The 25,709-nt window shown below is 42.9% G+C and carries 28 protein-coding genes and 1 riboswitch; of the genes, 16 read left to right on the top strand and 12 right to left on the bottom strand.

All coding sequences use genetic code 11. From position 1 onward, the window contains the following. Positions 1-30: 30 nt before the first annotated feature. The 3 genes from ACR42H_RS05350 to ACR42H_RS05360 all read left to right on the top strand — a co-directional run bounded on the left by ACR42H_RS05350 (position 31) and on the right by ACR42H_RS05360 (position 2,992). Positions 31-603 carry a hydrolase gene (locus ACR42H_RS05350; RefSeq protein WP_436374963.1) on the top strand — a complete coding sequence of 191 codons (573 nt, stop codon included), beginning with the start codon at positions 31-33 and terminating at the stop codon, positions 601-603. Between the two features lie 138 nt (positions 604-741). Then, positions 742-2,523, top strand: coding sequence for a gamma-glutamyltransferase (gene ggt / locus ACR42H_RS05355; protein WP_436374964.1), 1,782 nt, complete (start codon positions 742-744; stop codon positions 2,521-2,523). Between the two features lie 142 nt (positions 2,524-2,665). Beyond that, positions 2,666-2,992 (top strand): SCP2 sterol-binding domain-containing protein, encoded by a 327-nt coding sequence (locus ACR42H_RS05360; protein ID WP_436374965.1) that lies wholly within the window; start codon positions 2,666-2,668, stop codon positions 2,990-2,992. A gap of 38 nt (positions 2,993-3,030) precedes the next feature. Here the strand turns inward: ACR42H_RS05360 and ACR42H_RS05365 are convergent, their stop codons facing one another. After that, complete coding sequence (locus ACR42H_RS05365) at positions 3,031-3,531, bottom strand: N-acetyltransferase family protein (RefSeq protein ID WP_436374966.1); 501 nt, start codon at positions 3,529-3,531, stop codon at positions 3,031-3,033. Positions 3,532-3,664: 133 nt separating this feature from the next. On the opposite strand from ACR42H_RS05365, the gene ACR42H_RS05370 reads away from it, so the two are divergent. From ACR42H_RS05370 to ACR42H_RS05405, 8 genes are all read left to right on the top strand, one after another. Continuing rightward, positions 3,665-3,808, top strand: a complete 144-nt coding sequence (locus ACR42H_RS05370; protein ID WP_019382565.1) for a hypothetical protein — start codon at positions 3,665-3,667, stop codon at positions 3,806-3,808. 117 nt (positions 3,809-3,925) lie between these two features. Beyond that, positions 3,926-4,099, top strand: coding sequence for a hypothetical protein (locus ACR42H_RS05375; RefSeq protein ID WP_436374967.1), 174 nt, complete (start codon positions 3,926-3,928; stop codon positions 4,097-4,099). Between the two features lie 163 nt (positions 4,100-4,262). Beyond that, on the top strand, positions 4,263-5,774 hold the full coding sequence (cls, locus tag ACR42H_RS05380; RefSeq protein WP_282142141.1) for a cardiolipin synthase: 1,512 nt from the start codon (positions 4,263-4,265) through the stop codon (positions 5,772-5,774). Then, complete coding sequence (locus tag ACR42H_RS05385; RefSeq protein ID WP_436374968.1) at positions 5,774-5,896, top strand: hypothetical protein; 123 nt, start codon at positions 5,774-5,776, stop codon at positions 5,894-5,896. Before cls ends, ACR42H_RS05385 begins: the two co-directional genes overlap by 1 nt. Before the next feature lie 388 nt (positions 5,897-6,284). Then, positions 6,285-7,676, top strand: coding sequence for a TldD/PmbA family protein (locus tag ACR42H_RS05390; RefSeq protein ID WP_436374969.1), 1,392 nt, complete (start codon positions 6,285-6,287; stop codon positions 7,674-7,676). A 1-nt stretch (position 7,677) separates the two neighbouring features. Beyond that, on the top strand, positions 7,678-9,036 hold the full coding sequence (locus ACR42H_RS05395) for a TldD/PmbA family protein (protein WP_436374970.1): 1,359 nt from the start codon (positions 7,678-7,680) through the stop codon (positions 9,034-9,036). A 179-nt stretch (positions 9,037-9,215) separates the two neighbouring features. Next, complete coding sequence (locus ACR42H_RS05400; RefSeq protein WP_436374971.1) at positions 9,216-9,767, top strand: GNAT family N-acetyltransferase; 552 nt, start codon at positions 9,216-9,218, stop codon at positions 9,765-9,767. 15 nt (positions 9,768-9,782) lie between these two features. Next, a complete protein-coding gene (locus tag ACR42H_RS05405) occupies positions 9,783-10,106 on the top strand; it encodes a hypothetical protein (RefSeq protein ID WP_436374972.1) in 324 nt (107 codons plus the stop codon). 41 nt (positions 10,107-10,147) lie between these two features. Here ACR42H_RS05405 and ACR42H_RS05410 read toward each other — a convergent pair whose 3' ends face one another. From ACR42H_RS05410 to ACR42H_RS05430, 5 genes are all read right to left on the bottom strand, one after another. Then, a complete protein-coding gene (locus ACR42H_RS05410; protein ID WP_282142136.1) occupies positions 10,148-10,489 on the bottom strand; it encodes a DUF3243 domain-containing protein in 342 nt (113 codons plus the stop codon). Between the two features lie 65 nt (positions 10,490-10,554). Further along, on the bottom strand, positions 10,555-11,283 hold the full coding sequence (tatC, locus tag ACR42H_RS05415; RefSeq protein WP_217033478.1) for a twin-arginine translocase subunit TatC: 729 nt from the start codon (positions 11,281-11,283) through the stop codon (positions 10,555-10,557). Between the two features lie 14 nt (positions 11,284-11,297). After that, entirely contained in the window at positions 11,298-11,516 is a 219-nt protein-coding gene (gene tatA / locus ACR42H_RS05420) for a twin-arginine translocase TatA/TatE family subunit (protein WP_009334939.1), read from the bottom strand. Positions 11,517-11,698: 182 nt separating this feature from the next. Continuing rightward, complete coding sequence (locus ACR42H_RS05425) at positions 11,699-13,408, bottom strand: GMC family oxidoreductase (RefSeq protein WP_436374973.1); 1,710 nt, start codon at positions 13,406-13,408, stop codon at positions 11,699-11,701. Positions 13,409-13,434: 26 nt separating this feature from the next. After that, on the bottom strand, positions 13,435-14,199 hold the full coding sequence (locus tag ACR42H_RS05430; protein WP_436374974.1) for a gluconate 2-dehydrogenase subunit 3 family protein: 765 nt from the start codon (positions 14,197-14,199) through the stop codon (positions 13,435-13,437). A 474-nt stretch (positions 14,200-14,673) separates the two neighbouring features. Between ACR42H_RS05430 and ACR42H_RS05435 the strand changes: the two genes are divergently transcribed. Continuing rightward, positions 14,674-15,399, top strand: a complete 726-nt coding sequence (locus tag ACR42H_RS05435; protein ID WP_436374975.1) for a 5-formyltetrahydrofolate cyclo-ligase — start codon at positions 14,674-14,676, stop codon at positions 15,397-15,399. A gap of 11 nt (positions 15,400-15,410) precedes the next feature. Here the strand turns inward: ACR42H_RS05435 and ACR42H_RS05440 are convergent, their stop codons facing one another. The 3 genes from ACR42H_RS05440 to mscL all read right to left on the bottom strand — a co-directional run bounded on the left by ACR42H_RS05440 (position 15,411) and on the right by mscL (position 17,151). Further along, positions 15,411-15,857: a peroxiredoxin-like family protein gene (locus tag ACR42H_RS05440; RefSeq protein ID WP_282142131.1), complete on the bottom strand. Its 447-nt coding sequence runs from the start codon at positions 15,855-15,857 to the stop codon at positions 15,411-15,413. Between the two features lie 210 nt (positions 15,858-16,067). Beyond that, positions 16,068-16,709 carry a Bax inhibitor-1/YccA family protein gene (locus tag ACR42H_RS05445; protein ID WP_009334934.1) on the bottom strand — a complete coding sequence of 214 codons (642 nt, stop codon included), beginning with the start codon at positions 16,707-16,709 and terminating at the stop codon, positions 16,068-16,070. Positions 16,710-16,779: 70 nt separating this feature from the next. After that, complete coding sequence (gene mscL, locus ACR42H_RS05450) at positions 16,780-17,151, bottom strand: large conductance mechanosensitive channel protein MscL (protein ID WP_019380280.1); 372 nt, start codon at positions 17,149-17,151, stop codon at positions 16,780-16,782. Between the two features lie 142 nt (positions 17,152-17,293). Continuing rightward, positions 17,294-17,339, top strand: a riboswitch (PreQ1 riboswitch). A 110-nt stretch (positions 17,340-17,449) separates the two neighbouring features. On the opposite strand from mscL, the gene queF reads away from it, so the two are divergent. The 4 genes from queF (at position 17,450) to ACR42H_RS05470 (ending at position 21,304) form a co-directional block, all read left to right on the top strand. Further along, on the top strand, positions 17,450-17,947 hold the full coding sequence (gene queF / locus ACR42H_RS05455) for a preQ(1) synthase (protein ID WP_026584082.1): 498 nt from the start codon (positions 17,450-17,452) through the stop codon (positions 17,945-17,947). 158 nt (positions 17,948-18,105) lie between these two features. Next, positions 18,106-18,396 (top strand): YhdT family protein, encoded by a 291-nt coding sequence (locus ACR42H_RS05460; protein ID WP_217033490.1) that lies wholly within the window; start codon positions 18,106-18,108, stop codon positions 18,394-18,396. Further along, complete coding sequence (panF, locus tag ACR42H_RS05465; RefSeq protein ID WP_251156875.1) at positions 18,393-19,835, top strand: sodium/pantothenate symporter; 1,443 nt, start codon at positions 18,393-18,395, stop codon at positions 19,833-19,835. The genes ACR42H_RS05460 and panF overlap by 4 nt, the downstream gene beginning before the upstream one ends. 272 nt (positions 19,836-20,107) lie before the next feature. After that, complete coding sequence (locus tag ACR42H_RS05470) at positions 20,108-21,304, top strand: hypothetical protein (RefSeq protein WP_436374976.1); 1,197 nt, start codon at positions 20,108-20,110, stop codon at positions 21,302-21,304. A 232-nt stretch (positions 21,305-21,536) separates the two neighbouring features. On the opposite strand, the gene ACR42H_RS05475 is transcribed toward ACR42H_RS05470, so the two are convergent. From ACR42H_RS05475 to ACR42H_RS05485, 3 genes are all read right to left on the bottom strand, one after another. After that, complete coding sequence (locus ACR42H_RS05475; RefSeq protein ID WP_436374977.1) at positions 21,537-22,769, bottom strand: aminopeptidase; 1,233 nt, start codon at positions 22,767-22,769, stop codon at positions 21,537-21,539. A 136-nt stretch (positions 22,770-22,905) separates the two neighbouring features. Continuing rightward, on the bottom strand, positions 22,906-24,186 hold the full coding sequence (locus ACR42H_RS05480; protein ID WP_113883098.1) for an MDR family MFS transporter: 1,281 nt from the start codon (positions 24,184-24,186) through the stop codon (positions 22,906-22,908). A gap of 115 nt (positions 24,187-24,301) precedes the next feature. After that, complete coding sequence (locus tag ACR42H_RS05485) at positions 24,302-25,615, bottom strand: short-chain fatty acid transporter (protein WP_436374978.1); 1,314 nt, start codon at positions 25,613-25,615, stop codon at positions 24,302-24,304. Between the last annotated feature and the right edge of the window lie 94 nt (positions 25,616-25,709).

Here is a 25,709-nt window from a genome sequence, read left to right on the forward strand (position 1 = left end):
ATAAGGGGCAGAATAATGGGTTCCAGAGTGATGTATAGCATCATCAACAACGAAATTGCATCCAGAATGAAAATAGAGGACAGAGCAGCTTTTTTACTGGGGGGAATAGCGCCAGACGCTGTTTCTCCCAAAGATCCTTCCCATTTTTATAAAGGGAGAACGGATGATTATAAGAGTATTGTTTATAAATACAGGAATATAAGTCATTCACCTTACATCCTCGACTATTACATCCACTTAATTGCAGACCATGTCTGGCTGACAGGATTCTATCTTCCCTGGCTGAAAAACAGAATGGAAAAAGATGACGAGGTCTTTACCCGCTATCATAATGATTTTCGCCTGTGTAATGCAAAGCTCTCTGAACATTACGGCCCTGTGAAATTTGATAGGAATGACATGAACCTGCCAGACTTAGAAGAAACTTCTTCCAAACAAGTCAGCTTATTTCTTCCATTTGTTTTAAACGATTTTGAATACGATAAAAAGGACGCTGAAAAGCCCCTTGAAGTGTTTACATTTCAGCAGATTGTCGGATACGTTGAAACCTCTGCAGAGCTGGGGATTGCAGAGTTGAAGAAACTCTTGCTTTTAAAAAATTAACTCCTCATTTCTTCCTAGCTTGTATCACATAATCTAGTAAAATAGATTTAAATTTCAGAATATTAACTCTTATTTCTTGATAATCCTTTTCCTTCCTCTTAAGTTAGACGTGTATAACATAACTGAAGGAGGATGAATATGAGAAGAGTTTTGAAAGCTAGTGTCCTAATGCTTTTAAGTATTTTACTAGTTGCCGGAACCATGCCTTTAACCGGGCAGGCGAAAAAGCCGAAGCCTGATGATGGCTATGGCGGCTATAGCCAGGTTGATGTTGGCAAGGACGGAATGGTGGCTTCAGCCCATCCGCTGGCATCGAAAATTGGGGCAGATGTATTGAAAAAGGGCGGTAATGCCATCGATGCGGCTGTCGCAGTCCAATTTGCCCTTAATGTTGTGGAACCAATGATGTCCGGAATTGGCGGGGGTGGTTTCATGATGGTCTATGATGGCAAAACGAAAGAAACCAGCATTATTAACAGCCGTGAGCGCGCTCCAGCAGGTGCTGCACCAGATATGTTCCTGGATGAAAACGGAAAGCCGGTTCCATTTGCGGAGCGTTCAACTGGCGGTACGGCAGTCGGTGTGCCCGGAACATTGAAAGGATTGGAAACGGCCCTTGAGAAATGGGGAACACGCCCTATGCAGCAGCTGATCGGCCCTGCCATTAAGCTGGCAGATAAAGGATTCCCAATAGATTCTGTATTAGCCGATGCGATTGCCGATAATCAGGACAAGCTTGGCAGAACGGCTGCCGGCAAAGTGTTTTTGCCTAAGGGCGAACCTATTGAAGAAGGGGAGCGTCTAGTACAGAAGGATCTTGCAAAAACCCTGAAGATGATACGTGCTGGCGGGACAGACGCTTTTTATAATGGGGAAATAGCAGAAGCTCTTGCTGGTGTGGTGCAGGAGTTTGGCGGATCTATGACACCTGAAGACCTTGCGGGATATGAAGTGACTATTGATGAGCCTATTTGGGGAGATTACCAGGGGTATGAAATTGCGAGCATGCCGCCCCCAAGCTCTGGCGGAGTGTTTTTGCTGCAGATGCTGAAGATTCTGGATGATTTTAATCTATCACAATATGATTTAAAATCCTGGGAGAAATATCACCTGCTTGCTGAGACCATGCATCTTGCCTATGCAGACCGCGCCGTATATGCAGGAGATCCAGAGTTTGTAAATGTCCCTGTCACTGGGCTGCTTCACCCTGATTATATTAAGGAGCGCCAGGAACTGATCAGCCTGAATGAAGTGAATCCAAGCCCGGAAGCGGGAGACCCTTGGAAATATGAGAACAGTGAAGCCAATTATGAAGCAGCTGAACAGCCGAATGACCGCCAATACGGTGAGACTACCCATTTTTCCGTAACGGACAGATGGGGAAATGTTGTCTCTTATACCACAACGATTGAACAGGTATTCGGAACAGGAATCATGGTTCCTGGCTACGGGCTGATGCTGAATAATGAGCTGACAGATTTTGATGCCGTACCGGGCGGGGCAAATGAAGTCCAGCCTAACAAGCGGCCTTTAAGCTCGATGACACCGACGATTGTCTTTGAAGATGGAGAGCCTGTTCTGACTGTCGGTTCACCAGGCGGCCCAACGATTATAACATCTGTACTGCAGACGATTCTTTACGCCATTGAATATGACATGGAGCTAAAAGCAGCAGTTGAAGAACCGCGAATCTATACAAATAGCCTGAATTCCTACCGCTATGAAGAGGGCATTCCTTCAGAAGTTATTAATAGGCTAAAAGGGATGGGGCATAGCTTCGGTCCGAGTCCGACCACGATTGGAAACGTCCAAAGTATTTTGATCGACCGGGATAAAGGAATTTTCAAAGGTGTGGCAGATTCAAGCCGCAATGGTGCTGCCATTGGTGTTGATTTGAAAGGAAAAGAGAAAAGCAAATAAGATTTGTGAGAATAGCGCCTTATCAATAAGGTGCTATTCTTTTGATGCGAAATGAATAGTGGTTCATTTTACGGCAGGAATTTATGTTTATCTGTTGAAATATAATTTAAACAGGGATTCATAAAAGAAGGAGGAACATGCCATGGCAGTCAAAGATGAATTATACCAGCTGGCAGATAAAATGAACGCTGATCCCGTTCATATCAAGGATGAGAAAAATCGGATATTTCAGGTGGACCTTGAGGAAAGCGGCCCAATCCAGATTTTATTAAAGGAGGGAAAAGTCATAGTGGAAGAGGGGGATTCCCATGAGCCTGAAGTGACACTGAAACTGTCAGACAAAAACTTTTCTAAGTTATTAAAAGATGATCTCAACACGACGATGGCATTTATGACAGGCAGCCTTAAAGTAGACGGTAAAATGGGGCTGGCCCTGAAGCTGCAGGAAATTGTAAAGAAATATCAATGATAATAAGGCAGCCCCCTCAAACAGGAAGCTGCCTTATTTTATGATAAAAACAGTGCCATCAGGTCTTCATCATAGTACTTTCCATCAATCTTAAGAGCGTGCCTCTCCTTTCCATAAACCTCGAAGCCAAAAGAACCATAAAGTTTTTTAGCAGGAATATTCTCAGACATTACAGCCAGGTGGATTTGTTCAACCCCATCCCATGAGCGGGCCTTTTCCACAGCTTTGCCGACCAGGCCCTTGCCAACGCCATTCTGACGCCATGACTCTGTAACGTACATCGCATAAATATTGGACCGATGATTTACTTTCAGTCCGGTTTCTCGTACTAAACTGACTACGCCTATAAGTTTTCCATTTTCAAATGCGCCGAAGTGAAAGGAGTTATCCCCCTTAAATCTTTCACCATACACTTCAGGAGGCCTCCCGGCTTCCTCCTCATAGCTTGAACCAAATGCTTCCGGATTCTTTTTTAACCCTTCCAATCTTATCTCTTTGTATAGTTCAGCATCATCCGGGCGAAGAAGCCTAATTTCCATCCTGGACACTCCTTTATTTTTCCTAACCTTTAGATTCTAGTTAACAGGACAAACTCCTTTAACATTTTTCTAGGAAAAGTTTTTTTCTGCTTGTATAAGGGAACAGGATAAAAAAAGTACAGGAGGGATTGGAATGTCTCAGGAAAACAGCAAGGACTTAAAGGATATTGTAAAAGGGCAGAATTCCGCGCAGAAACAAGAACAGTCATTGAAAGATCAGGAGCGTAAGCCGGATCAGCAAAACCGTTTGAAGGACCAGGAGAATATGAGGAAGTAAGTTTTAAGAGAGCTATGAAGAATAGCTCTCTTTTTAAAAAGGAAAAATGACTCCCGCCCCGAATAGTAAGCAATGGGTTACTCCTATTGAATATACATATAAAAAGGGGGATGCAGAATGGGAGTGCTGTTTGGTTTAATTATCGCGACTCTGGCCTTCGCTTATGGGATCGACCGAAGAAGGAAAAAGATAAATAATACGACCCAAAAAGGAATCAGCCCAAGTGATAAACCGGGGGAAAGCACGAATTATACGATGGGTGATAATCATTATACCGGAGGCGGACAATAGCCATGGAGTTTTGCGTTATCAGCAAGGCTCTTCTTTTTTTCCGGATCATGCTTTCTTCTCCTGAAAATGGGAAAAGCTAAGGTTGCCTGGTTTCTACAGGGCATCAAAAAGGGTATAAGGAAACATACATATTGTAACCTTTTTAGATTTGGAGAAGTGGGCTATGAAAAAAAGAAGAGTGGAATCCCTATTTGTTTTTATTCTAATTGCATCTGTGTATACGATATTTTTCACGGATGCCGGTTCGCCAATAAAAATCGGTGCTGTCCTGCTTTATGCAATTGTTATTTTTATCAGCGCCTATTCCTTGATGCTTGAGAATCGCAGCCCTAACCAGACCTTGCTGTGGATGTATGTGCTTGTATTTTTTCCGGTTGCCGGCTATCTGTTTTATTTGTTTTCCGGACAGCTTTATTTGAAAGGCTACCTGTTTAAAAGCAAAAGAAGCAGAGACAGGGATGAATGGAAGAAGCTGATGAAAAGAGAAGACACGCCTGATATATCATTCCTGCAGGACAGCCAGCACTGCTTTGCAAAATTCGCCAATAATGTAGCACTGACTCCGCTAAGCACAAATTCAAGGGCAAAAATTCTCAAAAATGGCAAAGAGACTTTTAATGAAATCAAGAAAAAGCTGCATGAAGCAGAAGAGTTTATTCATATGGAGTACTATATTTTCCGCTCTGACAGACTTGGCAAGGAAATCATCAATATTTTGATGGATAAAGCCAGGCAGGGTGTGGAGGTGCTGTTTATTTTTGATGCGGCAGGCAGCATGGGGATTACACTGGAGGATTTGCAGTCCATGGAGGATGCAGGCATTAAGATACGTCCATTTTCTCCGTTGAAGTACGGTTTTTTCAATCAGAAATTCAACTTTAGAAACCATCGAAAGATAGTTGTTATAGACGGGAAAGTCGGCTTTGTGGGCGGACTGAATGTGGGCGTTGAATACCTGGGCGAAAATGAAAAAATCGGCTTCTGGCGGGATACTCACATGCTTCTGAAGGGGGAGGCTGTGTACACACTGCATACGGTCTTTCTCTTGGACTGGGAATATGTAAGCAAGGAAGATGTGCTGGAGGAATACAGAAATGTAAAATATCCCATAGATGATGATGTGCTCGATGGTGCCGTGCAGGTGGTGGCCAGCGGACCCGACACACAGCAGGGAATTATGAGCGATTTATATTATTCAATGATATCTTGCGCGACCAGATCCATTTGGATTGCCACACCTTATTTTGTCCCTGATGAATCCATTCGCACTGCATTAAGGGTGGCTGCGGCTAAAGGAGTGGAAGTGCGCATCCTGGTCCCTGAGATCAATGACAGCTTCCTGACACAATACGCAAGCCGGTCCTATTTTGCAGAACTGCTTCGATATGGCGTCGAGATTTATTCCTATAAAAAAGGCTTCTTGCATCAGAAGATCATTATAGTTGACGGAATCCTCGCTTCAATAGGAACTGCGAACATGGATATGCGCAGCTTCCACTTGAACTTTGAAGTCAACGTCTTCCTATACGGTACAAGCTCCATCCGTGATCTTGTCGCTCATTATGAGGAGGATCTGGAAGAAAGCGAAAAAATAAGCCCCGTCCAGTATTATAAACGCGGATTGGCGGAAAGATCGAAGGAATCCTTCGCCCGGCTGTTTTCCGGGGTCTTATAATGAAAGTGCCATGGATGTGGCGCTTTTTTTGTGTGGAAAACAGCTTTGCAAATAAAGCAGCTGAACTTGCAAATAAATTAGTGAAATTGCAAATAAAGCAGTTGAATTGGCAAATAAATTAGTAAGGCCGCAAATAGAGCGACATAACTAACAAATAAAGGTGAAGCTGCAAATAAAGCAGTTGAACTTGCAAATAAATAAACGAAATTGCAAATAAAGCGGCTGAACTTGCAAATAAATAACGAAATTGCAAACAGAGCACCCAACCTAGCAAATAAATAAGTAAACCCGCAAATAGAGCAACCAACCCAGCAAATAAATAAGTAAACCTGCAAATAGACCAAGCCCCGTACAAATAGAAATCCGAACTTGCCAATAACCCATTTAAGTCTCCAGACTGAGGCATAATCATCCTCCTTATTGGTCAAAAAAGGAAAAAAACATACTAAAATAAAGATCAGTACGATATGATTAGAATAGTTTGAAAAGTTAGAAAGAAGGAGGGTTTTTATGCTTTCACAATCAGTCATTCATGATGTAATTACAGCAGCCTTGGCAACTGGCGGGGATTTTGCGGAAGTGTTTGTTGAGGATCGTTTCACCAATAACCTTGCACTTCAGGGAGGGAAAATTGAGAGCAGCTTATCAGGCAGGGATTATGGGATAGGCATTCGCGTGTTTAAGGGACTGCAGAGTGTTTATGCTTACACAACGGATGGATCAAAGGAAGGTTTGCTGAAAGCTGCGGGCAATGCTGCCCAGGCGATCAGAGGTGAGAAAACCATTCAGCCTGCACGGCTGCAAAAGGAAATTATTCCGGCAGCACATCCTATATCTCTGAATCCGCGCGAAGTGGAGAAGATCCGCAAAGTAGATGTGATGAAAAAGGCATCCGAAATTGCGAAAAACTATCACAGCAGCATCCAGCAGGTTACGGTCAGGTATTTGGATGAAGAACAGAATGTGCTGATTGCCAACTCGGAAGGTAAGTTTGTTGAAGATCGCCGGGTGCGAAGCCGCCTTGCCATTCAGTCGATTGCTGCAGAAGGAAATCAAATGCAGACTGGCTTCTATGGACCTGGAGCCCATAAAGGCTTTGAATTCATGGAAAACCTTAACCTTGAACATTATGCAAAAGAAGCATCCCGCATCGCGGTTACGATGCTTGGTGCAGACCCATGCCCAAGCGGAAAATTCCCTGTCATTATCGATAATGAATTCGGCGGCGTCATTTTCCATGAAGCATGCGGTCATGGCCTTGAAGCCACATTTGTATCGAAAGAGAACTCTGTATTTACAAATCGGATTGGTGAAAAAGTGGCTTCAGATGTCGTTACATATATTGATGACGGCACACTTTCCAATGAGTGGGGATCCATTACCATTGATGATGAAGGGGAAAAAGCCTGTAAAAATGTACTGATTGAAGATGGTATTTTACAAGGTTACTTGATTGATAAATTGGGCGGACGACGAATGGGTATGGAATCAACCGGATCTGGCAGAAGGGAGTCCTACCGTTTTGCGCCAACTTCAAGGATGACCAATACGTATATCGCAAATGGCAAGTCCACTCCGAAAGAAATCGTATCAAATACAGAGTACGGAATTTATACAAAATACATGGGTGGCGGCCAGGTCAATACAACAACTGGTGATTATAATTTTGCCGTTATGGAAGCGTACCTTGTGAAAGATGGAAAAATCGGCAAACCGTTAAAAGGTGCTACTTTAATAGGGAATGGCCCAAAAACGCTTCAGCTGGTTGATATGGTGGGGAATAACCTTGATCATGGTGCAGGCATGTGCGGTTCCCTGAGCGGAAGTATCCCTGTCAATGTTGGCCAGCCGATGATCCGCGTAAGCGAAATGACTGTTGGCGGAACAAAGGGGGGGGAATAATATGAATCTGCAGGAATTTAAGGAAAAGCTATTTCAGCTTGGCGAGCAGCATGGTTTTACAGATATGGAGCTGTATTATGAGAGAGAGGAGAAGTTCGCCTGCGAGCTTTACAAAGGGGAAATTGATTCCTACGATACTTCCGAAGTGTTCGGAACCTCCTTCCGAGGCCTTTACGAAGGCAGGATGGGCTATGCTTTTACGGAGAAACTGGATGAGGACTCCCTGTCTTTTCTGATCGAGAATGCAAAGGAAAACTCTCAGTTTATTGAAGATGAAGTACAGGAAGAAATCTTTGCCGGCAGCGAAAGGTATGAAAAAGGAAGCTACTATTCAGCTAATCTTGCGGAGGTCACAATCCCTGAAAAAATGAACCTGCTAAAGGAAATAGAAAAACACATCTATGCATATGATGAGCGGGTAACCGGGACTGATTATTTCATGCTGAGGAGCGGTGAAACGGAAAGGGTTCTTCTCAACAGCAAAGGCCTGAATCTCAGCGAAAAGAACAATCATGCCGGCATTTATGTATCAGTTATCGTTAAGCAGGGAGATTTAGTGAAAAATGGTGAATACTCCAAGTTTACGAGAGACTTTTCCATCTTTAAGCCTGAGGAAATTGCCAAGCATGCAGTAGAAGAAGCCTTATCTCAGCTTAATGCCAGAAGTGCTGAAAGCAAAAAATATCCTGTATTATTGAGAAATGATGCAGCCAGCGCCATGCTTCAGACATACATCCCTATCTTCTCAGCGGAAAATACCCAAAAAGGGCAATCGGCTTTAAAGGGCAAAACAGGTGAAATCATTTCTGCAGCGTCATTGAATATAATAGATGATCCATTTTTAGAAGAAGGTCTGCTCAGCTCTAATTTCGATGGCGAAGGGGTCGCCACTGCCAGGAAAGATATTGTGAAAGAGGGCAGGCTTGTTACCTTGATGCATAACCGCAAAACAGCTCAAAAAGATGGTGTCGAATCGACGGGCAATGCCTACAAAGCTTCTTATAAGGGCGCTTTAACGGTAGCCCCAACGAACCTTCATGTCATTCCAACTGATCAAAGCTATGATGAGCTGGTGTCATCGATCTCAGAAGGGATGATCATAACCGAATTATCCGGCCTTCACTCCGGAACTGATACCGTATCAGGGGACTTCTCCATTGCGGCTAATGGCTATTATGTCAAAGACGGTAAAGTGCAAAATGCAGTAAACCAAATGACGATTGCCGGAAACTTCTATGAGCTATTGAATAATATTGAAGCCATCGGCTCAGACCTGGAATTTTCGATGGGATTCATGGCCACAGGCTACATTGGTTCGCCATCTTTATTAATCAGGGAACTGGCTGTGACGGTTGAATAATTAAAAGATAATGGCACACTACTGTAATACGTGGTGTGCTTTCTTAATTGTGTGAGAATTAAATGTACCTAGATATAAATAATATGTTGCTGGATAAGCTGAAAAATATTCTGGAAAAATAAAGGATATTCTTTCGAAGAATAGAAATATTGCTGTTAAACAAAAAAGGAGGCAATGAGATGAACCTAATTGAAACCAGCCGCCTAATTCTTCGCAGTCTTACCCTTGACGATGCACCCCAAGTAGAAGAATATGCCAGTGATTATGATGTGGCCAAAACAACACTAAATATTCCCCATCCCTATCCGGAAGGGGGAGCAAGGGAGTTTATTACAAGCATCCTGGAAGCAGAGAGAAACGGTAAAATTGCGATTTTCGCCATAACGAAAAAAGAGGATAATAGCTTATTAGGACTCATCAATATTACAGGCACTAATGCAAACAGAAGAGCAGAAATCGGCTATTGGATCGGCAAGCCGTTCTGGGGAAAAGGGTATGGTACAGAGGCAGCCAGGGCAGTTATTAAATATGGATTTGAAGAGCTGAATCATAACCGCATTTATGCCCTTGCTTTTACAGACAATCCTGGATCATGGAGGATTATGGAGAAGTCAGGAATGAAGCATGAAGGAATTTTGCGCCAGCATGTAATGAAAGACGGCAGGCCGGTAGACCTGACTTATTATGCGATATTGCTGGAGGAATATATAGGGGATGGTGCAGCCGTTTGAATCCCGATCCGCATTATGTTTCAATGGAAGCAAATCATTTTTTATATGGAGGTTCATGTGAGGATCATTGCTTCCCATCCTTTTATAACAGTCAGCCGGAAGATCGATTGGAATCAGCAGCAATACATTGAAAAGGAACTTTATCTTCATTTATTTAAGGATCACATCCTTTCGCCAACGGATAAATTTCTCCTTGATGAAGTTTGGGATATGTCATACAGATCTTCCAATAGTGAAATTGGTTTTCTCTATCTTCATACCAATCGGGGACTATTCTCTTTTCAAGTAAAGTCTGAGCCAAACCAGTTTATAAGTCTTTATAGAGACCTGAAAAAGTAACAAAGCCGGAATTGTCATACACAGCAATTCCGGCTTTGTTATTAAGCCTTTTCGGCCAGTCGTACAAGCATATGGGCCAGCTTATGCTTTTCTTCATCATTGCCAGCTTTCCATAATTCTTTCAGAAGCTGTTCCTCGCGGTTTTTTGGCTCCACATTTTCAGCCAGGTAGCCAGCCACCTTTTCCGCTGTTACCGCAAGCTGTTCCTCGTTTAATCCCAGCTTTTTGCCAAGCTCGATTCTTTCAGCCAGATAGCTTTTAAACTCGTCGAAATTGCTTAAAATATCTTCGGCCCTTTCATTTGACATCTTATCCATTGTATTCTTGATATTTTTTGTATCCAATTCACCATCTTGTTTGATTACATGATCCTGTTCATTCATTTAACAGACCTCCCAAAAGAACGTTTTCTTATTAAATATCCTTTTGGGGGCCAACCTAAACTTGTTTATATCTCGCTGGATGGAGATTCCTGAACAGCTTTCAATTTCTTGAATTTTAATTTTGACATAATAACGCCAATTTCATATAGCCCGATAAGGGGCACAAGGACAAGAATCTGTGAAAATAAATCAGGCGGTGTAATTAGAGCTGATACAACAGCCATGATCAAGTAAGCATATTTTCGCATCGAGCTGAGCATGGCTGGGGTAACAATGCCGATGGTTGTCAGAAACAATAACAGCAAAGGCACTTCAAACAGAAAACCAAAAGGAATGGTCGACATCAGCAGAAAAGAAAAATACTCCCTGGCAGTGATCATCATCGCAAAATGTGATTCACCCAATAGCATTAAAAACTGATAAATAGCAGGGAATATAATAAAAAAGCCGAAGCAAAGGCCGCCGATAAAGCTGAAGAGAATAGCCGGAAAAAATATCAATGATACTTTGCTTTCCTTTTCCGTTAATGCGGGCCTCACAAATAGCCAGACCTGATAAGAGATAAAAGGAAGCGAAAGCCCAAGGCTGATGCTTCCTGCAATTCCCGTGTACAGCTTAATCACATCCAGCGGTCCAAGCATGACAAGCTCATGATCATTCGCGAGCATAGGGATCAGTCTGTTGATGAAAAACAGACAAAGGGCAAAGCTGGCTATAAAGAAAATCAGTGATCGGATCAGCACTTTTCTCAGATCTGTTAAATGCTCGACAAGGGTTTGTTCATCCGTTTTCAATCTAAACCCTCCTATTAAAGCGGTTTATCCTTCCGGTCAGCCGTTTCGATTGGACGTTTTTTTGAATCGGGTTCCTCATCATCACTCATAATTTCTCTGGCTGATTTCTTGAATTCTGATAAGGTTCTTCCAAAGGCAGACCCGATTTCCGGAAGCTTTTTAGGACCAAAGATAATTAAGGTAATAACAAGGATGATAATTAATCCGGGAATTCCGATATTTGAAAGCCCCATGATGTTCACTCCTTTTTGTGGATTTTTAAAAAGGTGAGCAAGTATTAGTTTGAACTTCAAGATATGTCTGGCTCCACAAGGAACGCTTCGACAGGTTACCATCGCACGACTAAAAGCGATAGCTTTTAGGAGGAGCGCCGGCCCCCACAGGTGTCTTTCTGGGCAAGGCGCTTCCGCCTTTCTTATGCAAGCAGGCCGCCTTCTTTGCTGTATTTAATGATTCCTTCAGCAGCACGGTAGGCGAGTGCACCAACTGTTCCTGTCGGATTATAACCTCCGTTGTGAGGGAAAGCGGATGCGCCAATGACAAATACATTTTCTGCATCCCACATCTGCATATAGTTGTTTACAGCTGATGTTTCGGGCTCAGCCCCCATGATCACGCCGCCGGTATTGTGTGTTGTCTGATAAGGGACGATGTCATAGTGCTCCAGCTGCTGCCGGTCATTAATTTTTGCCGGTCCCATCTCCTTCATGATTTTGTCTGTGATTTTTCCAATATAGTTATAAAGGTTCTTATCCTGCTCGGTAAAATCATATGTCAGACGAAGCAGAGGAAGCCCGTAGGCATCTTTATAAGAAGGGTCTAAGTCCATATAATTGTGCTGCACAGGCATGGAAGCTCCCTGTGTCCCAATGCTTAAAGCCCTTGTGAAATACTTAATGGAATTCTCCTTGAACTTGCTGCCCCATTTCGGTGTATCAGTCGGAACCATATTATATTGAATCGGACGGTATCCTGATTGGTTGAGGGAAATGGAGCCCCCATGGATAAAGCCAAGATCTGAGTGGTCAAAATTGTCTCCATTGTAATCATCCACAGTAGCACCAAGAGCACCGGCACCCATGAATGTATTGAATTGTTCTTCATCAAAAAATCCAGCTGATCCGGGAAGGATCTGGTAGCAATAATTCTTTCCAATAACCCCTGACCCTGTGTCAGGATTGTATGGACGCCCCAGCTTGGATGTCAGCAGCAGGCGGGTGTTGTTCATGACATAGCTTGTCAGAATAACCATTTCTGCCGGCTGGATGAATTCTTCCTTAGTTTGCACATCCACATAGCGTACTCCTGTTGCTTTTTTGCCGTCGTGAATAATTTCTGTTACATTCGAAAAGTTGCGGATATCCACATTGCCAGTTTCTTTGGCAAACGGAATGACGGCAACGGTCGGATCTGCCTTGGCACCATATTCACAGCCAAAGCGTTCACAAAACGCACAATACTGACATGGAGCCAGCTTGGCGCCATATTGGTTTTCATAAGCCTGGCTCATATTGCCGGATGGCATATGGTAAGGTTTCATACCCAATGATTTCGCTGCCTCTTTAAATCTCGATGTAATGGGTGTTTCCTTCATTGGAGGATTTGGGAATGGATTTGCTCTCTTTGGCCCTAGCTCACCTTCCTCACCGCCAATTCCTGCCGCTTTCTCAAATTCATAGAAATAAGGCTCCAATTCATCGTATGTAATGCCCCAATCCTGAACTTGAAGCCCCTTAATCTTTGCTTCTCCATATTTTTTAACCGTCTGTGATTTAATTTCGAAGTCATAAGGCAAAAAGCGGAAAGTATGGCCATTCCAGTGGACACCGGATCCTCCTAAGCCTTCACCAAGCAAAAAGGAACCAAGCTGGCGCATCGGAAGAGCTCTTTCTTTCCCCTGGTTACGGAAGGTAATCGTTTCTTTTGAAAGGTCCTGCATTAATTCATAGCGGATTCCATAGCGAAGTTCATCATGGACAACATAGTAGTCCTTGACGCCGCGCTCCTTTCCCCGCTCCAGGCCGACCACTTTTAATCCCTGTTTCCCTAGTTCAGCCGCAATGATTCCGCCGGCCCATCCAACTCCTACAATGACTGCATCTGTTTTAGGCAATGTTTTAGCCATTTTTATCACTTCCTTAAGAGATAGTACTATTTCGTATATGAATGAAGGCTATTTGGTTCAATTTCCACAAATTTTTCAGACTCAATTTGATTGATATAGCTCATCTGATGGCCAGGAAAGTCTTTCATTTTCCAGCCTTCCATATTCTTGTTTCCGGCATAGGCAGGATCTGCGTAAACGCCTTCAATAGTTGCTGCCCGGAGAATATTAAAAAATGTCCTGGAAGTAACACCCCGGAGCTCTACTTTATCCTCCTCAAAAGCGGTAAGGATTTCATCCTGCTGTTCACCCTCCAGTTCAGCGAAAGGCTTATTGAACTTATCATTGCTGTAGGTCTGCAGGGCAACAAGGCCGACATCAAAGACTTCATGCCGTTTTAAAGGGGACTGGTAACCCTGAAAGTTTGAGCCTGGGAAGAATGGGCCCAGCATATATTCCCTTGTATTGTTTCCCCATGAGCCCGCAAGCTGGTGGTCAATAAAAAATGGAACATCCAAATCATTAGCGCCAGGGCCATTTTCATCCTTTGGATAGATTCTCTCAACGGCCGCCTGAAGGATTCCGAATATCTCGGGGTTTGTGAAATATAAAGGTGACTGCTGATAGGCAACCTGATCATGCCCGTTTGTATGGGCATTCTCCTCCGTTGCTGTACCGTCTTTATTCATGTTTGCGCCAATTAAGCCGCCAAGAATGCCGCCTCCTACCAAACCGCCGGCAACTAACCCGGAATTGCGGATGAATCTCCTCCGGGACATGGTTGATTCTTGTTTTTGTTCATGTTCAGACATTTATCTAGAAACCTCCTTTTATTTGCCATTATGGTGAAAAAAATACATGTCTAAACAATGATCAGTAATTTTTTTTAGCAGATAGGGAGAAAAGAAGAGGGGTTTTAGGGGATTTAAGGCATTAAAAAAGATGCAAACCGATTGGTCTGCACCTTTTTTAAGTCCGATGACGGACAACCTGAGGATTATGATTTGCATAGGGCCGAACCGATTTTAAATATATCGGTTATAGACGAGAGTGCCTTTCGAACGCTCTGCAAACCCTCCCTGGTTTCTTGCAATGCCAATGACGAACCTTGAAGTCGCTGTTACGCTTTTCATCGTCAACCAGTCCCTTCTGTTTTGTTATTGGCCTTGCATTATTTGTTTACCACGAGATCTTGACTTAAAACCTATTTCTTTTAAAAAATGAAGTTCTTTTTCTATTCAGTTTTATCCCTTTTGGATAAAATAAAAGAAAGGAAGTGAAACGCAATGAATGCGAAGAAAGAAATCCGTGAGTACATATGGAATTTTCTTGAGGAGAACAAGCTTGGCCGCTTTCCGTTTCCTTTAAAAAATAGAATTCCCAATTTCAAAGGAGCTGAAAAAGCGGCTGCATTTGTTTTTACTATGCCTGAGTATAAAGAGGCTAAGGTAATTAAGGTAAATCCTGATTCTCCGCAGCTGCCGGTCCGTGCACAAATTTTGAAAGATGGAAAGACATTGCTGGTTCCAACTCCAAGGCTGAAAGGAGGATTTATTATGGTAAAGCCGGAATGGGTCCCAGCCGGGGAGGAGCGAAAAGCAGCGAGCCTTAAGCATATCCACTCATATGGTAAAGAAGTTCCTCTCACAGAATTGCCGAAAATTGATTTGTTTTTTGCCGGATCAGTGGGCCTTCACCGGGATGGCCGGCGTGTCGGAAAAGGGGAGGGCTATGCCGACCGTGAATATGCGATAATCAGAGAATTGGGAAATCCTGAAATCCCTGTAATTGGAACAGTGAATAGCGCCCAGGTTACAGAGGCAGATATCCCGAGGGACCCATATGATTTGACTGTCGACTGGATTGCAACCGAGAAGGAATTGATCAAAACAAATACGCCATATTCAAAGCCGAACGGCATTCAATGGGATCTTGTAACCAAGGAGGAAATGGAAGAGATGCCGGTTTTGCGTGAAATATGGGAGATCACAAAAGGAAAGGCAGCCAAGTAATTGACTGCCTTTTAAGCTTTCACTTCATCCATTTTCATTAAAACATCGTCAATCTTTGCATGATTTTCAGGGGATTCATCAATATGCTTCCATAAAATCTTTCCCTGTGGCGAGAAAAGCCATGTCCCGCCTTGAATGTAGACATCCTGAGTTTTCATGGACTTCATGACAAACTCCTTTTGTTTTTCATCCTTAGGGATAAAGCCGCCGACTTTTCCTGTTATAAATCCAAATGCTGCTTTTGAAAGAAGCTTCCACTTTGGCATTGTTTTATGCCCCATTCCTCTATAAGCTTCCCGGGATGGATCGCCAAGGATTGGAAAAGGGAACGGGCCGAATTGCTCAAGGAATTGATTGATGAATGTTCCTTTAGAAGGAGCAATGACAATGACTTGAAAACCTCTGGCTTCCAATTCACTTATGCGCTCGCGCAACTGCGCAAGATATTCTCTGCACACCGGTCAGCCAAGATGGCGGACGAAAACAGCCATTATATATTGGCCATTAATGGCCTGTTCAAGCGTAATATTTTTATCGGGATTTTGGGTTTCCAAAATATAATTCATTATTATCCCGCCTTTCGGATTTACTTCTGATCATACCTAATCTTTTTGAAGGAATAAAGAAATGAAGCTTGCACATAAAAAAACAGGAGTTCGCACTCCTGTTTAGTCCCTGCTCCCCAAAATTCCAAAAATACGAAGAATATTAATGAACAGGTTAATAAAATCAAGGTATAGGTTAAGAGCCATTAAAGGCACTTCTTCTGGTGAAACTCCATAATGCTTCATGCGGTTGAAATCGAATAGCACATATCCGCTGAATACAAGCACTCCGATAAAGGAGAATGCAAGCATAGCGTTAGAGCTTAACGGCCAGAAGATGCTGAAAATAGAGATTGCAATAAGGGCAAGCAATGCTGCCATCAGCATGCCGCCAAGGAAAGATAAATCCCGCTTGGTTGTCGTAGCGTATACAGCCAGGCCTGTAAACACAACCGTTGTCGCTGCAAGTGCGACCAGTACGGGGTTCGGGCCAATGGCAGCCAGGTAATGGGCAACAATCGGATAGGTCGTCATCCCTGAAATAAATGTGAATACATACAGGAATGGATACCCGATGGCCTTTTTGCGGCGAAGCAGGAAAGCGAAAAGCAGCATTCCGAGTTCAAGAATCATGAGCGGCAAAAACAGGGCTGGAGGGACGAAAACACCCGCCATCGTTCCGATAAAAGCAATACCCAATGATAAGGCGAATGCCCGTAAAACTGAAGGCAAATAACTATTATTTGCGGTTTGCTGTACATACATTTTTTTCATTTCTCCCCTAAAATCATTTGTATATGTATATACGTCAGAACTATTATATAAGTTTCATCATTTATTGGTTTTTTAAAAGGTCTCTTATTTCCGTTAATAGCTCAACGTTTTTATCCACAGCTGGTGCAGGAGTTGCTTCTTCTTTCTTTTTAAAACGATTGTTGATAATCCTGATAAAGATGAAAATAGAGAATGCCACAATGAAGAAATCAACCACATTCTGTATGAATAAACCGTATTTGACCTCAGCCCCGCCGACTTTTACCATCAGATCCGTAAAGTCAACTCCGCCCATCAGCAATCCCACAAGCGGCATGATGATATCATCTACTAGAGAAGATACAATCTTTCCGAAGGCAGCTCCGATAACAACCCCGACAGCCAAATCAAGCACATTTCCCTTCAGGGCAAATTTTTTAAATTCATTCCACATAACATGTCACCTTTCTAAGAAAATTAACGTAATTATACTATAAAAGAATAAATGAAAACCAGATAAAGAAGCCCCTATTGACAGAAACAGGCTTTTTCACTATAGTAACAATGACAATTATATTTCGAATATTCCCGTGTGAGCGGGAGAGGTTCATAGCTTCACCCTCTATAAAAAACTATGGCTTTGATTATAATAATCAACCATATCCATAAGAGGATATGGTTTTTATTTTTTAAGCTGTACTTTTTGGACCTCTTCTTAGGATCAGCGGGATCGTATAAAGGGAGGCTTTTTTATGTCAGGAAGAAAAGATGAGGAATTAACGGATATTACGCTATTGGGAAATCAGGGTACAAAATATCTTTTTGAATACTCGCCTGAGATTCTGGAGGCTTTTGACAATAAGCATCCAAACCGCGATTATTTTGTAAAGTTTAATTGCCCTGAGTTTACGAGTCTTTGCCCGAAAACAGGACAGCCGGATTTTGCGACCATCTATATCAGCTATATTCCGGATCAGAAAATGGTAGAGAGCAAGTCATTAAAGCTATATCTTTTCAGCTTTAGAAATCATGGCGATTTCCATGAAGACTGCATGAACATCATTATGAACGACCTTATTGAATTAATGGACCCGCGCTATATTGAGGTTTGGGGCAAATTTACGCCACGTGGCGGAATCTCCATTGATCCGTATTGCAACTACGGCAAGCCGGGGACGAAATATGAAAAAATGGCAGATTACCGTTTAATGAACCATGACCTTTACCCGGAGACAATTGACAATCGTTAAGATCATAGCTTGCTTAAAGTGAAATTTTAAAATAATATCAAAAAGGCAGAGCAATCTGCTTTTTTTGTTGCAGAAAATATACATAAGTGCGATTATATTCAGGGAATATTCTGTATTTTAGGGTACGTTACTATAATAAAGCTCTGAAGGGGGACAAAATGAAGAAAGGCATACATAAAAAAGATCCGCGCTTCAAAATCGCAGAGAGAGAGGCGTGGATTGGCATTGGTCTGGTGCTCTTCAATTTTGTATGGTGGTATGGGTTTGCCTATGGGATGGGGTCTGGGCCTGCTGGTGAGTATACATATATTTGGGGGTTGCCTGCCTGGTTTTTCTGGAGCTGTGTAGCAGGATTTGCCGTAATGGTGATTCTGGTAACAGCAGCTGTTAAGTTCCTGTTTAAAGAAGTGCCGTTTGAAGAAAACGGGGAAGGGGGAGAATCTGAATGAATTGGCAGGTAATTTTTCCTCTTCTCATCTTTTTAATTATTATTTTTCTCGTAGGCTTATGGTCCAGCAGAAAGATTGATACCGGGAGTTCGTTCCTGCAGGATTATTTTCTTGGAGGAAGGCAGCTTGGCGGTTTTATTCTGGCTATGACGATGATTGCAACCTACGGAAGTGCCAGCAGTTTCATTGGAGGTCCCGGCGTTGCTTACACACAGGGGCTTGGCTGGGTGCTGCTTGCGATGTCACAGGTTGTCACAGGTTATTTCGTTCTCATGGTGCTGGGGAAAAAGTTTGCCATCACAGCAAGAAAGTATAATGCTGTGACGCTCATCGATTTTCTAAAAGAACGATATAACAGCAGATGGGTTGTCTGGCTATCCTCTCTCAGCATCATTATTTTCCTTTTTTCTGCCATGGCTGCCCAATGGGTTGGCGGAGCAAGATTAATTGAGTCACTGACAGGATTAAGCTATTTGTCTGCTTTATTCATTTTTGCGGCTTCTGTTATGGTCTACGTGGTCATCGGCGGCTTCCGTGCTGTTGCCGTAACGGATGCTGTCCAAGGCGGAATCATGTTCATCGGCACCATGATCCTTCTGGTTGCTGTTATTGTGGCAGGTGGAGGAATACCGAATATTATCAGCGACCTGTCTTCAGAAAATCCGAATCTGATTACACCGTTTGGCTTTGATGGCGGATTGACTCCTTTATATGTATCCTCATTCTGGATTCTGGTGGGAGTTGGAGTTGTAGGCCTTCCTCAGGTCGCAGTGAGGGCCATGTCATATAAAAATGCCAGAGCCATGCACAGGGCCATTATAATCGGAACAATAGTAGTCGGCTTTATCATGCTTGGCATGCATTTAATTGGCGTATTTGCCCGTCCTATTCTTCCGGGGATTGAAGTGGGAGATAAAGTTATGCCGTTGATTGCCATGGAAGTTCTTCCTCCATGGCTTGCGGGAATTGTACTGGCTGCACCGATGGCTGCCATCATGTCAACAGTGGATTCCCTGCTCCTCCTGGTCAGCTCGGCGATCGTGAAAGATGTCTATATTAATTACATTAAGCCTGATGCCAAAGAAGCTGCCATAAAGAAACTGAGTTTTGCGGTTACAGCCCTGCTTGGAATTCTGGTTTGCATCATGGCTCTCAGTCCGCCCGATTTGCTGATCTGGCTGAATCTCTTTTCTTTTGGGGGACTGGAAGCAGCATTCATATGGCCAGTTGTGCTGGGCCTATATTGGGCTAAGGGAAATAGATATGGGGCTGTGGCCTCGATGATAACCGGAACTGCTTCGTATATTTTATTCCATACTTTTTATCCAAATGCATTAGGCATGAATACAGTCGTATTGCCTATTGCTTTGTCACTTGCTGCTTACGTATCTGTAAGTCTATTGACCGAAAAACATGCATCGGCACCAGCAGAAATATAAGCATTAGGCTCCGGAAACTATTCCGGGGCCTCTTGTCTCTTACTGTAAAACGCTGATAAATAGGGCATATGGCGTTTTATTCAACCGTATAAGTAAAGCAGGAGAAGAGTCATATATAAAGGAAACGGGAGGAAACCCTTGTTTTTGTAAAAAAATGAGCATATTGATAGGTTTGTAGAAACGATCCCTATTTGTTACACTTAATTAGTTGAAACGTAATTGTAACATTTGACTTTAAATGGAAATGTTTTTATAACATTAGGGAGAATATAATGAAAAATTTTATAAATATGATCATGATTGCCATGCTGTCATCCGCTATAGCAGGATGCTCAAATGAAATAAATGCATCTTTAAATACAGAAGAAATAAAATTTGAAAAAGAAGATAAAGTGGAAGCTGAACAGAATACATCAGCTGTACAAGAGGTCGGGAAAGAGAAAAAAGATACTGTTTGGCTTGAAGGCAAGTCACTATTCCAGGTGGACGCAGCAGATGGAAAAATGAAATATACAGTTTATCTATATGCTGAAGATGAAAGAAGAACCATCCTGGAAGAGGACAGTGCGAAAGGGAAGAAAGGCGATTCTTATTTTACAGGACATTACTCAGTTTACCTGGCTGAGAAAGGGTCGAAAGAGGCTTATAGACAGGAAGCCTTGAATAACAGTGCTGAATTGTCATTTAACCCTTCGAAGGAGCAGGTTTACACTCAGAAAATGAGGAACAAAACCATCATTTCGATTTTTCAGTCCAAGGGGGAAAATGCGGTTAAGGGCCAGCTGCTGGCGATTAAAGATGGAGAAGTGCTTAAAATCAATACAGAAAAAGAAGTGATCACTTCCTCCAAAGCGAAAATAAAAAATATTAATCAGAAGTATCTTCAAACTGCCCAAAATAAGAATGATAGATGGGTTATTTCAACATGGCTATTTAATGAAGAAACCCTTTCAATGAGCCTTCATGACCGAATAGAGCTGAACAAAGAAGATCATTCTGATATCGACTGGATGAATCTGTGGTTAAAAGAGGAAGCCCTATACTATCCTTTTAAAAACCTGGCACTCAGCGTGGATGCCATTGAAAAAGCCAAACAGGGAATTCCGCTCGGAAGCCCTTATCCAATTGGCACAAACATATCTGAAATTAAGAAGTCAGATCCAAATTATATTAAGGAAGGGTTTGAAAATGGAAGCCCTTTTGTCATGTACCCTGAAATCACCTATTATTTTGAACGGGAAACCGGAAATGTAACCGCAATTTCTATTCCTGGACAGCGGGTGAGAACTTTCATTGACGAGATTACTGCTATGTTTGGCACTCCTCTTGAAGTAAGGGAAGAGGTGCTGTCAGGTAAAACCATTTCCACCTACCTGGCAGATAAATATTCCATAGAATTCATTTCTGATTTAGAAGGAAACGTTAGTGAAATAGTATTGATGAAAACAAAAAACCATGCGGCACAATGACCGCATGATTTTTTTGTAAAATAAGAAAGCATTATACTTTGAACTTCAAGAACCGTCTAGCGCAAGCAGCCTACCCCCTCGGGGTCACAAGTCAAGCCGCCCAAAAGACAAAGGACGCCTTTCCGGGAGGCTCGTCTTGTGCTTGAGGCCCACAGGATGTGGGTCATGCAGACGTTGCCACAGGACGTGGCGTACTTAGTCTGCGTTCCCTCGTGGGCAATGCGCTTCCGCTTTAAAATGCCCAATCACCTTTCCTGAACACGGGTTCAGCGTTGCCTTCTTCAGTAATTCCATCGATATCCATTTCAGCGGAACCGATCATGAAGTCAACATGTGTTAAGCTTTCGTTCAAGCCGTTTTCAGCGAGTTCTTCACTGGACATTTTCTTGCCGCCTTCAATGCAGAATGCATACGCACTGCCGATCGCAAGGTGGTTTGAAGCATTTTCATCAAATAAAGTATTATAGAAAAGCAGGTTGGACTGTGAAATTGGCGAGTTGAAAGGAACCAGAGCCACTTCACCAAGATAGTGGGAGCCTTCATCTGTCTCAACAAGCTGCTTAAGAATCTCTTCGCCTTCTTCGGCCTTCACATCGATAATACGGCCGTTTTCAAATGTCAGGCTGAATTTGTCGATGATATTTCCGCCATAGCTTAAAGGCTTTGTGCTGGAAACCGTGCCGTTAACACCTGTCTTGTAAGGTACCGTAAACACTTCTTCAGTTGGCATGTTAGCCATGAATTCGTGTCCCTGTTCATTAATGCTGCCTGCCCCGACCCATAAGTGGCCTTTTGGAAGCTCGATTGTCAGGTCTGTACCTGGAGCTTTATAATGAAGCTTCTGATATCGCTTGCTGTTCAAATAATCCACTTTTTCATGAAGTGTTTCATCATGCTTTTTCCAGGCTTCAACCGGGTTATCCAAATCAGCGCGAGTTGCTTTGAAAATAGCTTCCCAAAGCATTTCTACGCGCGATTCTTCCGGTGCGTCAGGGAATACCATGTTTGCCCAGGCTTGAGATGGAGCTGCAATGACAGTCCAGCTTACTTTATCAGACTGGATGAATTTTCGGTGTTTTGCAAGCGCCTTTCCTGCAGCTTTCTGGAAGCTTGCGATTCGTTCTGATTTCACGCCTTTCAGCAAATCTGGGCTTGCTGAAACGATTGACATGAATGCCGCACCCTTTTCAGCTAAATCTTCGACTTCCTTCGCACGCCATTCCGGGTATTCGGAGAAAGACTCATCCGGTGCCAAATCGTACTTTGTGCGAGTAACTGCATCATCGCTCCAGTTCACAACTACGTTATGAGCTCCCGCTTCATAGGCCTTTTTAACAATTGTACGAACCAGTTCAGCTGCATCAAGTGTTGTGTTAATAACAAGGGTCTGTCCTTTTTGTACATTTACACCGACCTTTACGGCAAGCTCTGCATATTTCTCTAAATTCGTTTGAAATTGATTCATTATGTATTCTCCTTTGTCAGAATCTTCATTTTCATTGTAGCTGTTCTGTTTGCAAAAAGAAACCTATTGAACTGAAAATCGTGCCCAAGAACCTTGGGTCTCCATCTGTGGATGGAGACGTAATTAAAAAGGAACCTTATACAGATTCCTTTTTGGCATGGAATGCATTATTTTTTTCAGGTAAAGCAAACATCAGCCAATACAAAAACGCACTTACAACAGCCAGCAGCGCCAGTATTAAGAAAGTCCAGTCATATCCGATCCAGACTGTAAGCGGAATGGAGATAGGTGCAATGGTTTTCCCGATTGTGAATCGAAGGGAGGCAGCTGCAAAGTACTGACCCCGCATATGATCTGGAGCAATTTTTGATACATAGCTCTGCTGAAGGCCAGCTGTCATTAATTCACCCATAGTGAAAACGGCCATAGCCAGAATTAATCCCCATATCCATTGCGTTTGCCCAAACATGATGATGGCTGCTGCATAAGTAAGAGATGATAAGATAAAGACATTTCTTTCCTTGTACTTTAACATCATTTTCGTTACGGCTACGGTAAATAAGGCTACGAGGAAACCGTTCTCAGACAGCAGAATGCCAAAAGCCTGTTCTCCCTGAACAGAAAAGGACCAGTCATTCCATTTAAAAAGAGACTGATTATGAACTGCTTCATTTGTATAGACAGGTATTAATAGATCAAGCTGCATAAAAGTCTGTGCAGCCAGAACACCTGCTATGATAAAAAGGAGAAAGGTTTTGTCCCTGAAGATAATGCCATAATCTTTCGTTTGCTTTAATAAAACTGCATGCCATTTACTATTTCCGCTTTCTGTATGTATTTGTATTGGCAATGTTTCCCTTGTCCACCGGAAAAGGATGAAAGATAACAGAATACAGATAATGCCGGCGGCCATAAGAAGCTGAAAACGGTAATGGACATAGAAAATAGCTCCTAAAATGGGACCCACCACAACTGCAATATTAATTGAAGTGTAAAAAATAGCAAATACCTGGCTTCTGTCCTTTTCCTCCACCACATCGGCAACCATTGCCTGGCTTGCCGGCCAATAAAATGAACCGAATATTCCCACAAAAGCAAAGCAGATAAATCCAAGCACCGGAGAATTCAGCCAGGGTGAACTGGCAAATCCAAAAATGATAAATGAAAGTCCCTGTCCGAATGCAGAGAGAACCATCATTTTCTTGCGGCCAAAGCGGTCAGCTGTGTAACCGCCCATTAAGTTGGCAAGTACGGAGAATACCTGAGAAAAAATGAGCAATAAGCCAGCCTTGTCTTTTCCGAATTCATCCGCGAAATAAATCGTTAAAAACGGGAAGAACATCCAGAATGTAATATTCATAAGCGCTTCCCCAAATAACCTTACTTTTAAATTCTTATCCCAATCTTTTATTTTCATGCTGTTTCCCCAACTTCAATCTCAGAATAACGATATCATACTACCAAAATTGTAAGAAACACAAGAAGACTTTTTCCAAAAAAGCCAAACCTTGATTAGGCTTGGCTTTTCTTAATCAATATACAAAAAACATCAAAATCGTAGTAACAATGCCCACCCATATGGCCAGCAATGCACAGTAGCCCATTATATGACGAATATGGAGGCCGACCACACTTAGTATAGGAAGGGCCCAGAAAGGCTGGATCAGATTCGTCCAGGCATCACCCCAGCCTACAGCCATAGCAGTAATGGCGGGATCCACACCAAGCTGGAGACCGGCAGGCACTTGAAGCGGCCCCTGCAATGCCCACTGTCCGCCGCCTGAAGGAGCAAGAATATTAACGAGACCGGCGGCCCAATAGGTGAATATATCAAAGGTGTCTTTACTTGCTATAGATGCCATCCCATTAATTATAGACTCTGCTAACCCGGAGCTGCCGAGAACGGCGATAATGCCGGCGTAAAATGGGAATTGCAGAATGATAGGGGAAATGGCAGAACCCGCTTCTTTAAAAGCATTGGCGTATTGTACGAGCGATTTGTGAAGGATGAGTCCTAACGATAGAAAGGCAATATTGATAATATTCAAGTCAAGGTCACGCCCGTTTACAAACTCAAATATGACATAGATTAACCCGATTAATCCGGTAATGATCCCGAGAAAGGGTGTTCTTTCGAGCTTTCCGGCGGGAGTTTTTAAAACTTCCTTCTGTTCAGCTTCCTGCTTGGGTGCCTCAGGGGGAACGTATGAGATAATGTCTTTTTTTGGTGCCATCAGCACAATGAAAATCGGCATAGTAATAACAAGAGCAATTAAAATAGCAATTGTTCCAGGATGGAAAATGGTCTCCGAAGTTGGGATGACGCCAGCCACTTCCTCCAGAAAATGGCCCTTGGTTGCAACAGTCAAACCAATTGAGCTTGATAATCCAGCAGTATAAAGAGCAGTTGGTGCATAGGCTGCAGCCACTAATAGGGGGAAGTGTGCGTTCTGATTTCTTTTCCCTACTTCACGGGCAATAATGGCGCCAACGACAACAGCAAGGCCCCAGTTAATATAATAAGCTGCAGATGAAACGAGAAAAGTCAGCACGTAGGCCTGGTTGGCTGTCTTCGCTTTGGAGGACAGCTTTTCAAGTATACGCTGTACAGAAGGAACAGAAGCAAGCGCCATGCCTGTCATTAAGAGGAGCACCATTTGCATAGTAAAAGCAAGATACACCCAGAAGCCGTCACCGAAGGATTTAAACAGCTCAACAGGTTCGGAAGGCTTCATGAAAAACCCTGCAATAAACACAAACAGAGTCATTAATACCGCAATGACAAAGGCGTCCGGGAGATACCTTTCCACAAGCTTGGAGAAACGGTCTGCCACTCTGGTTAACATCTTATCACTCTCCTTTCAGTATAGTACATGCTATGGAGAGGACAAGCTGAGTATGACTGTTCATACAGAAAGAGCCCTGGCATCAGCCAGGGCT

This window comes from Cytobacillus sp. BC1816 (genome assembly GCF_051353635.1).
In the GTDB taxonomy this organism is placed as follows: Bacteria; Bacillota; Bacilli; order Bacillales; family Cytobacillaceae; genus Cytobacillus; species Cytobacillus oceanisediminis_C.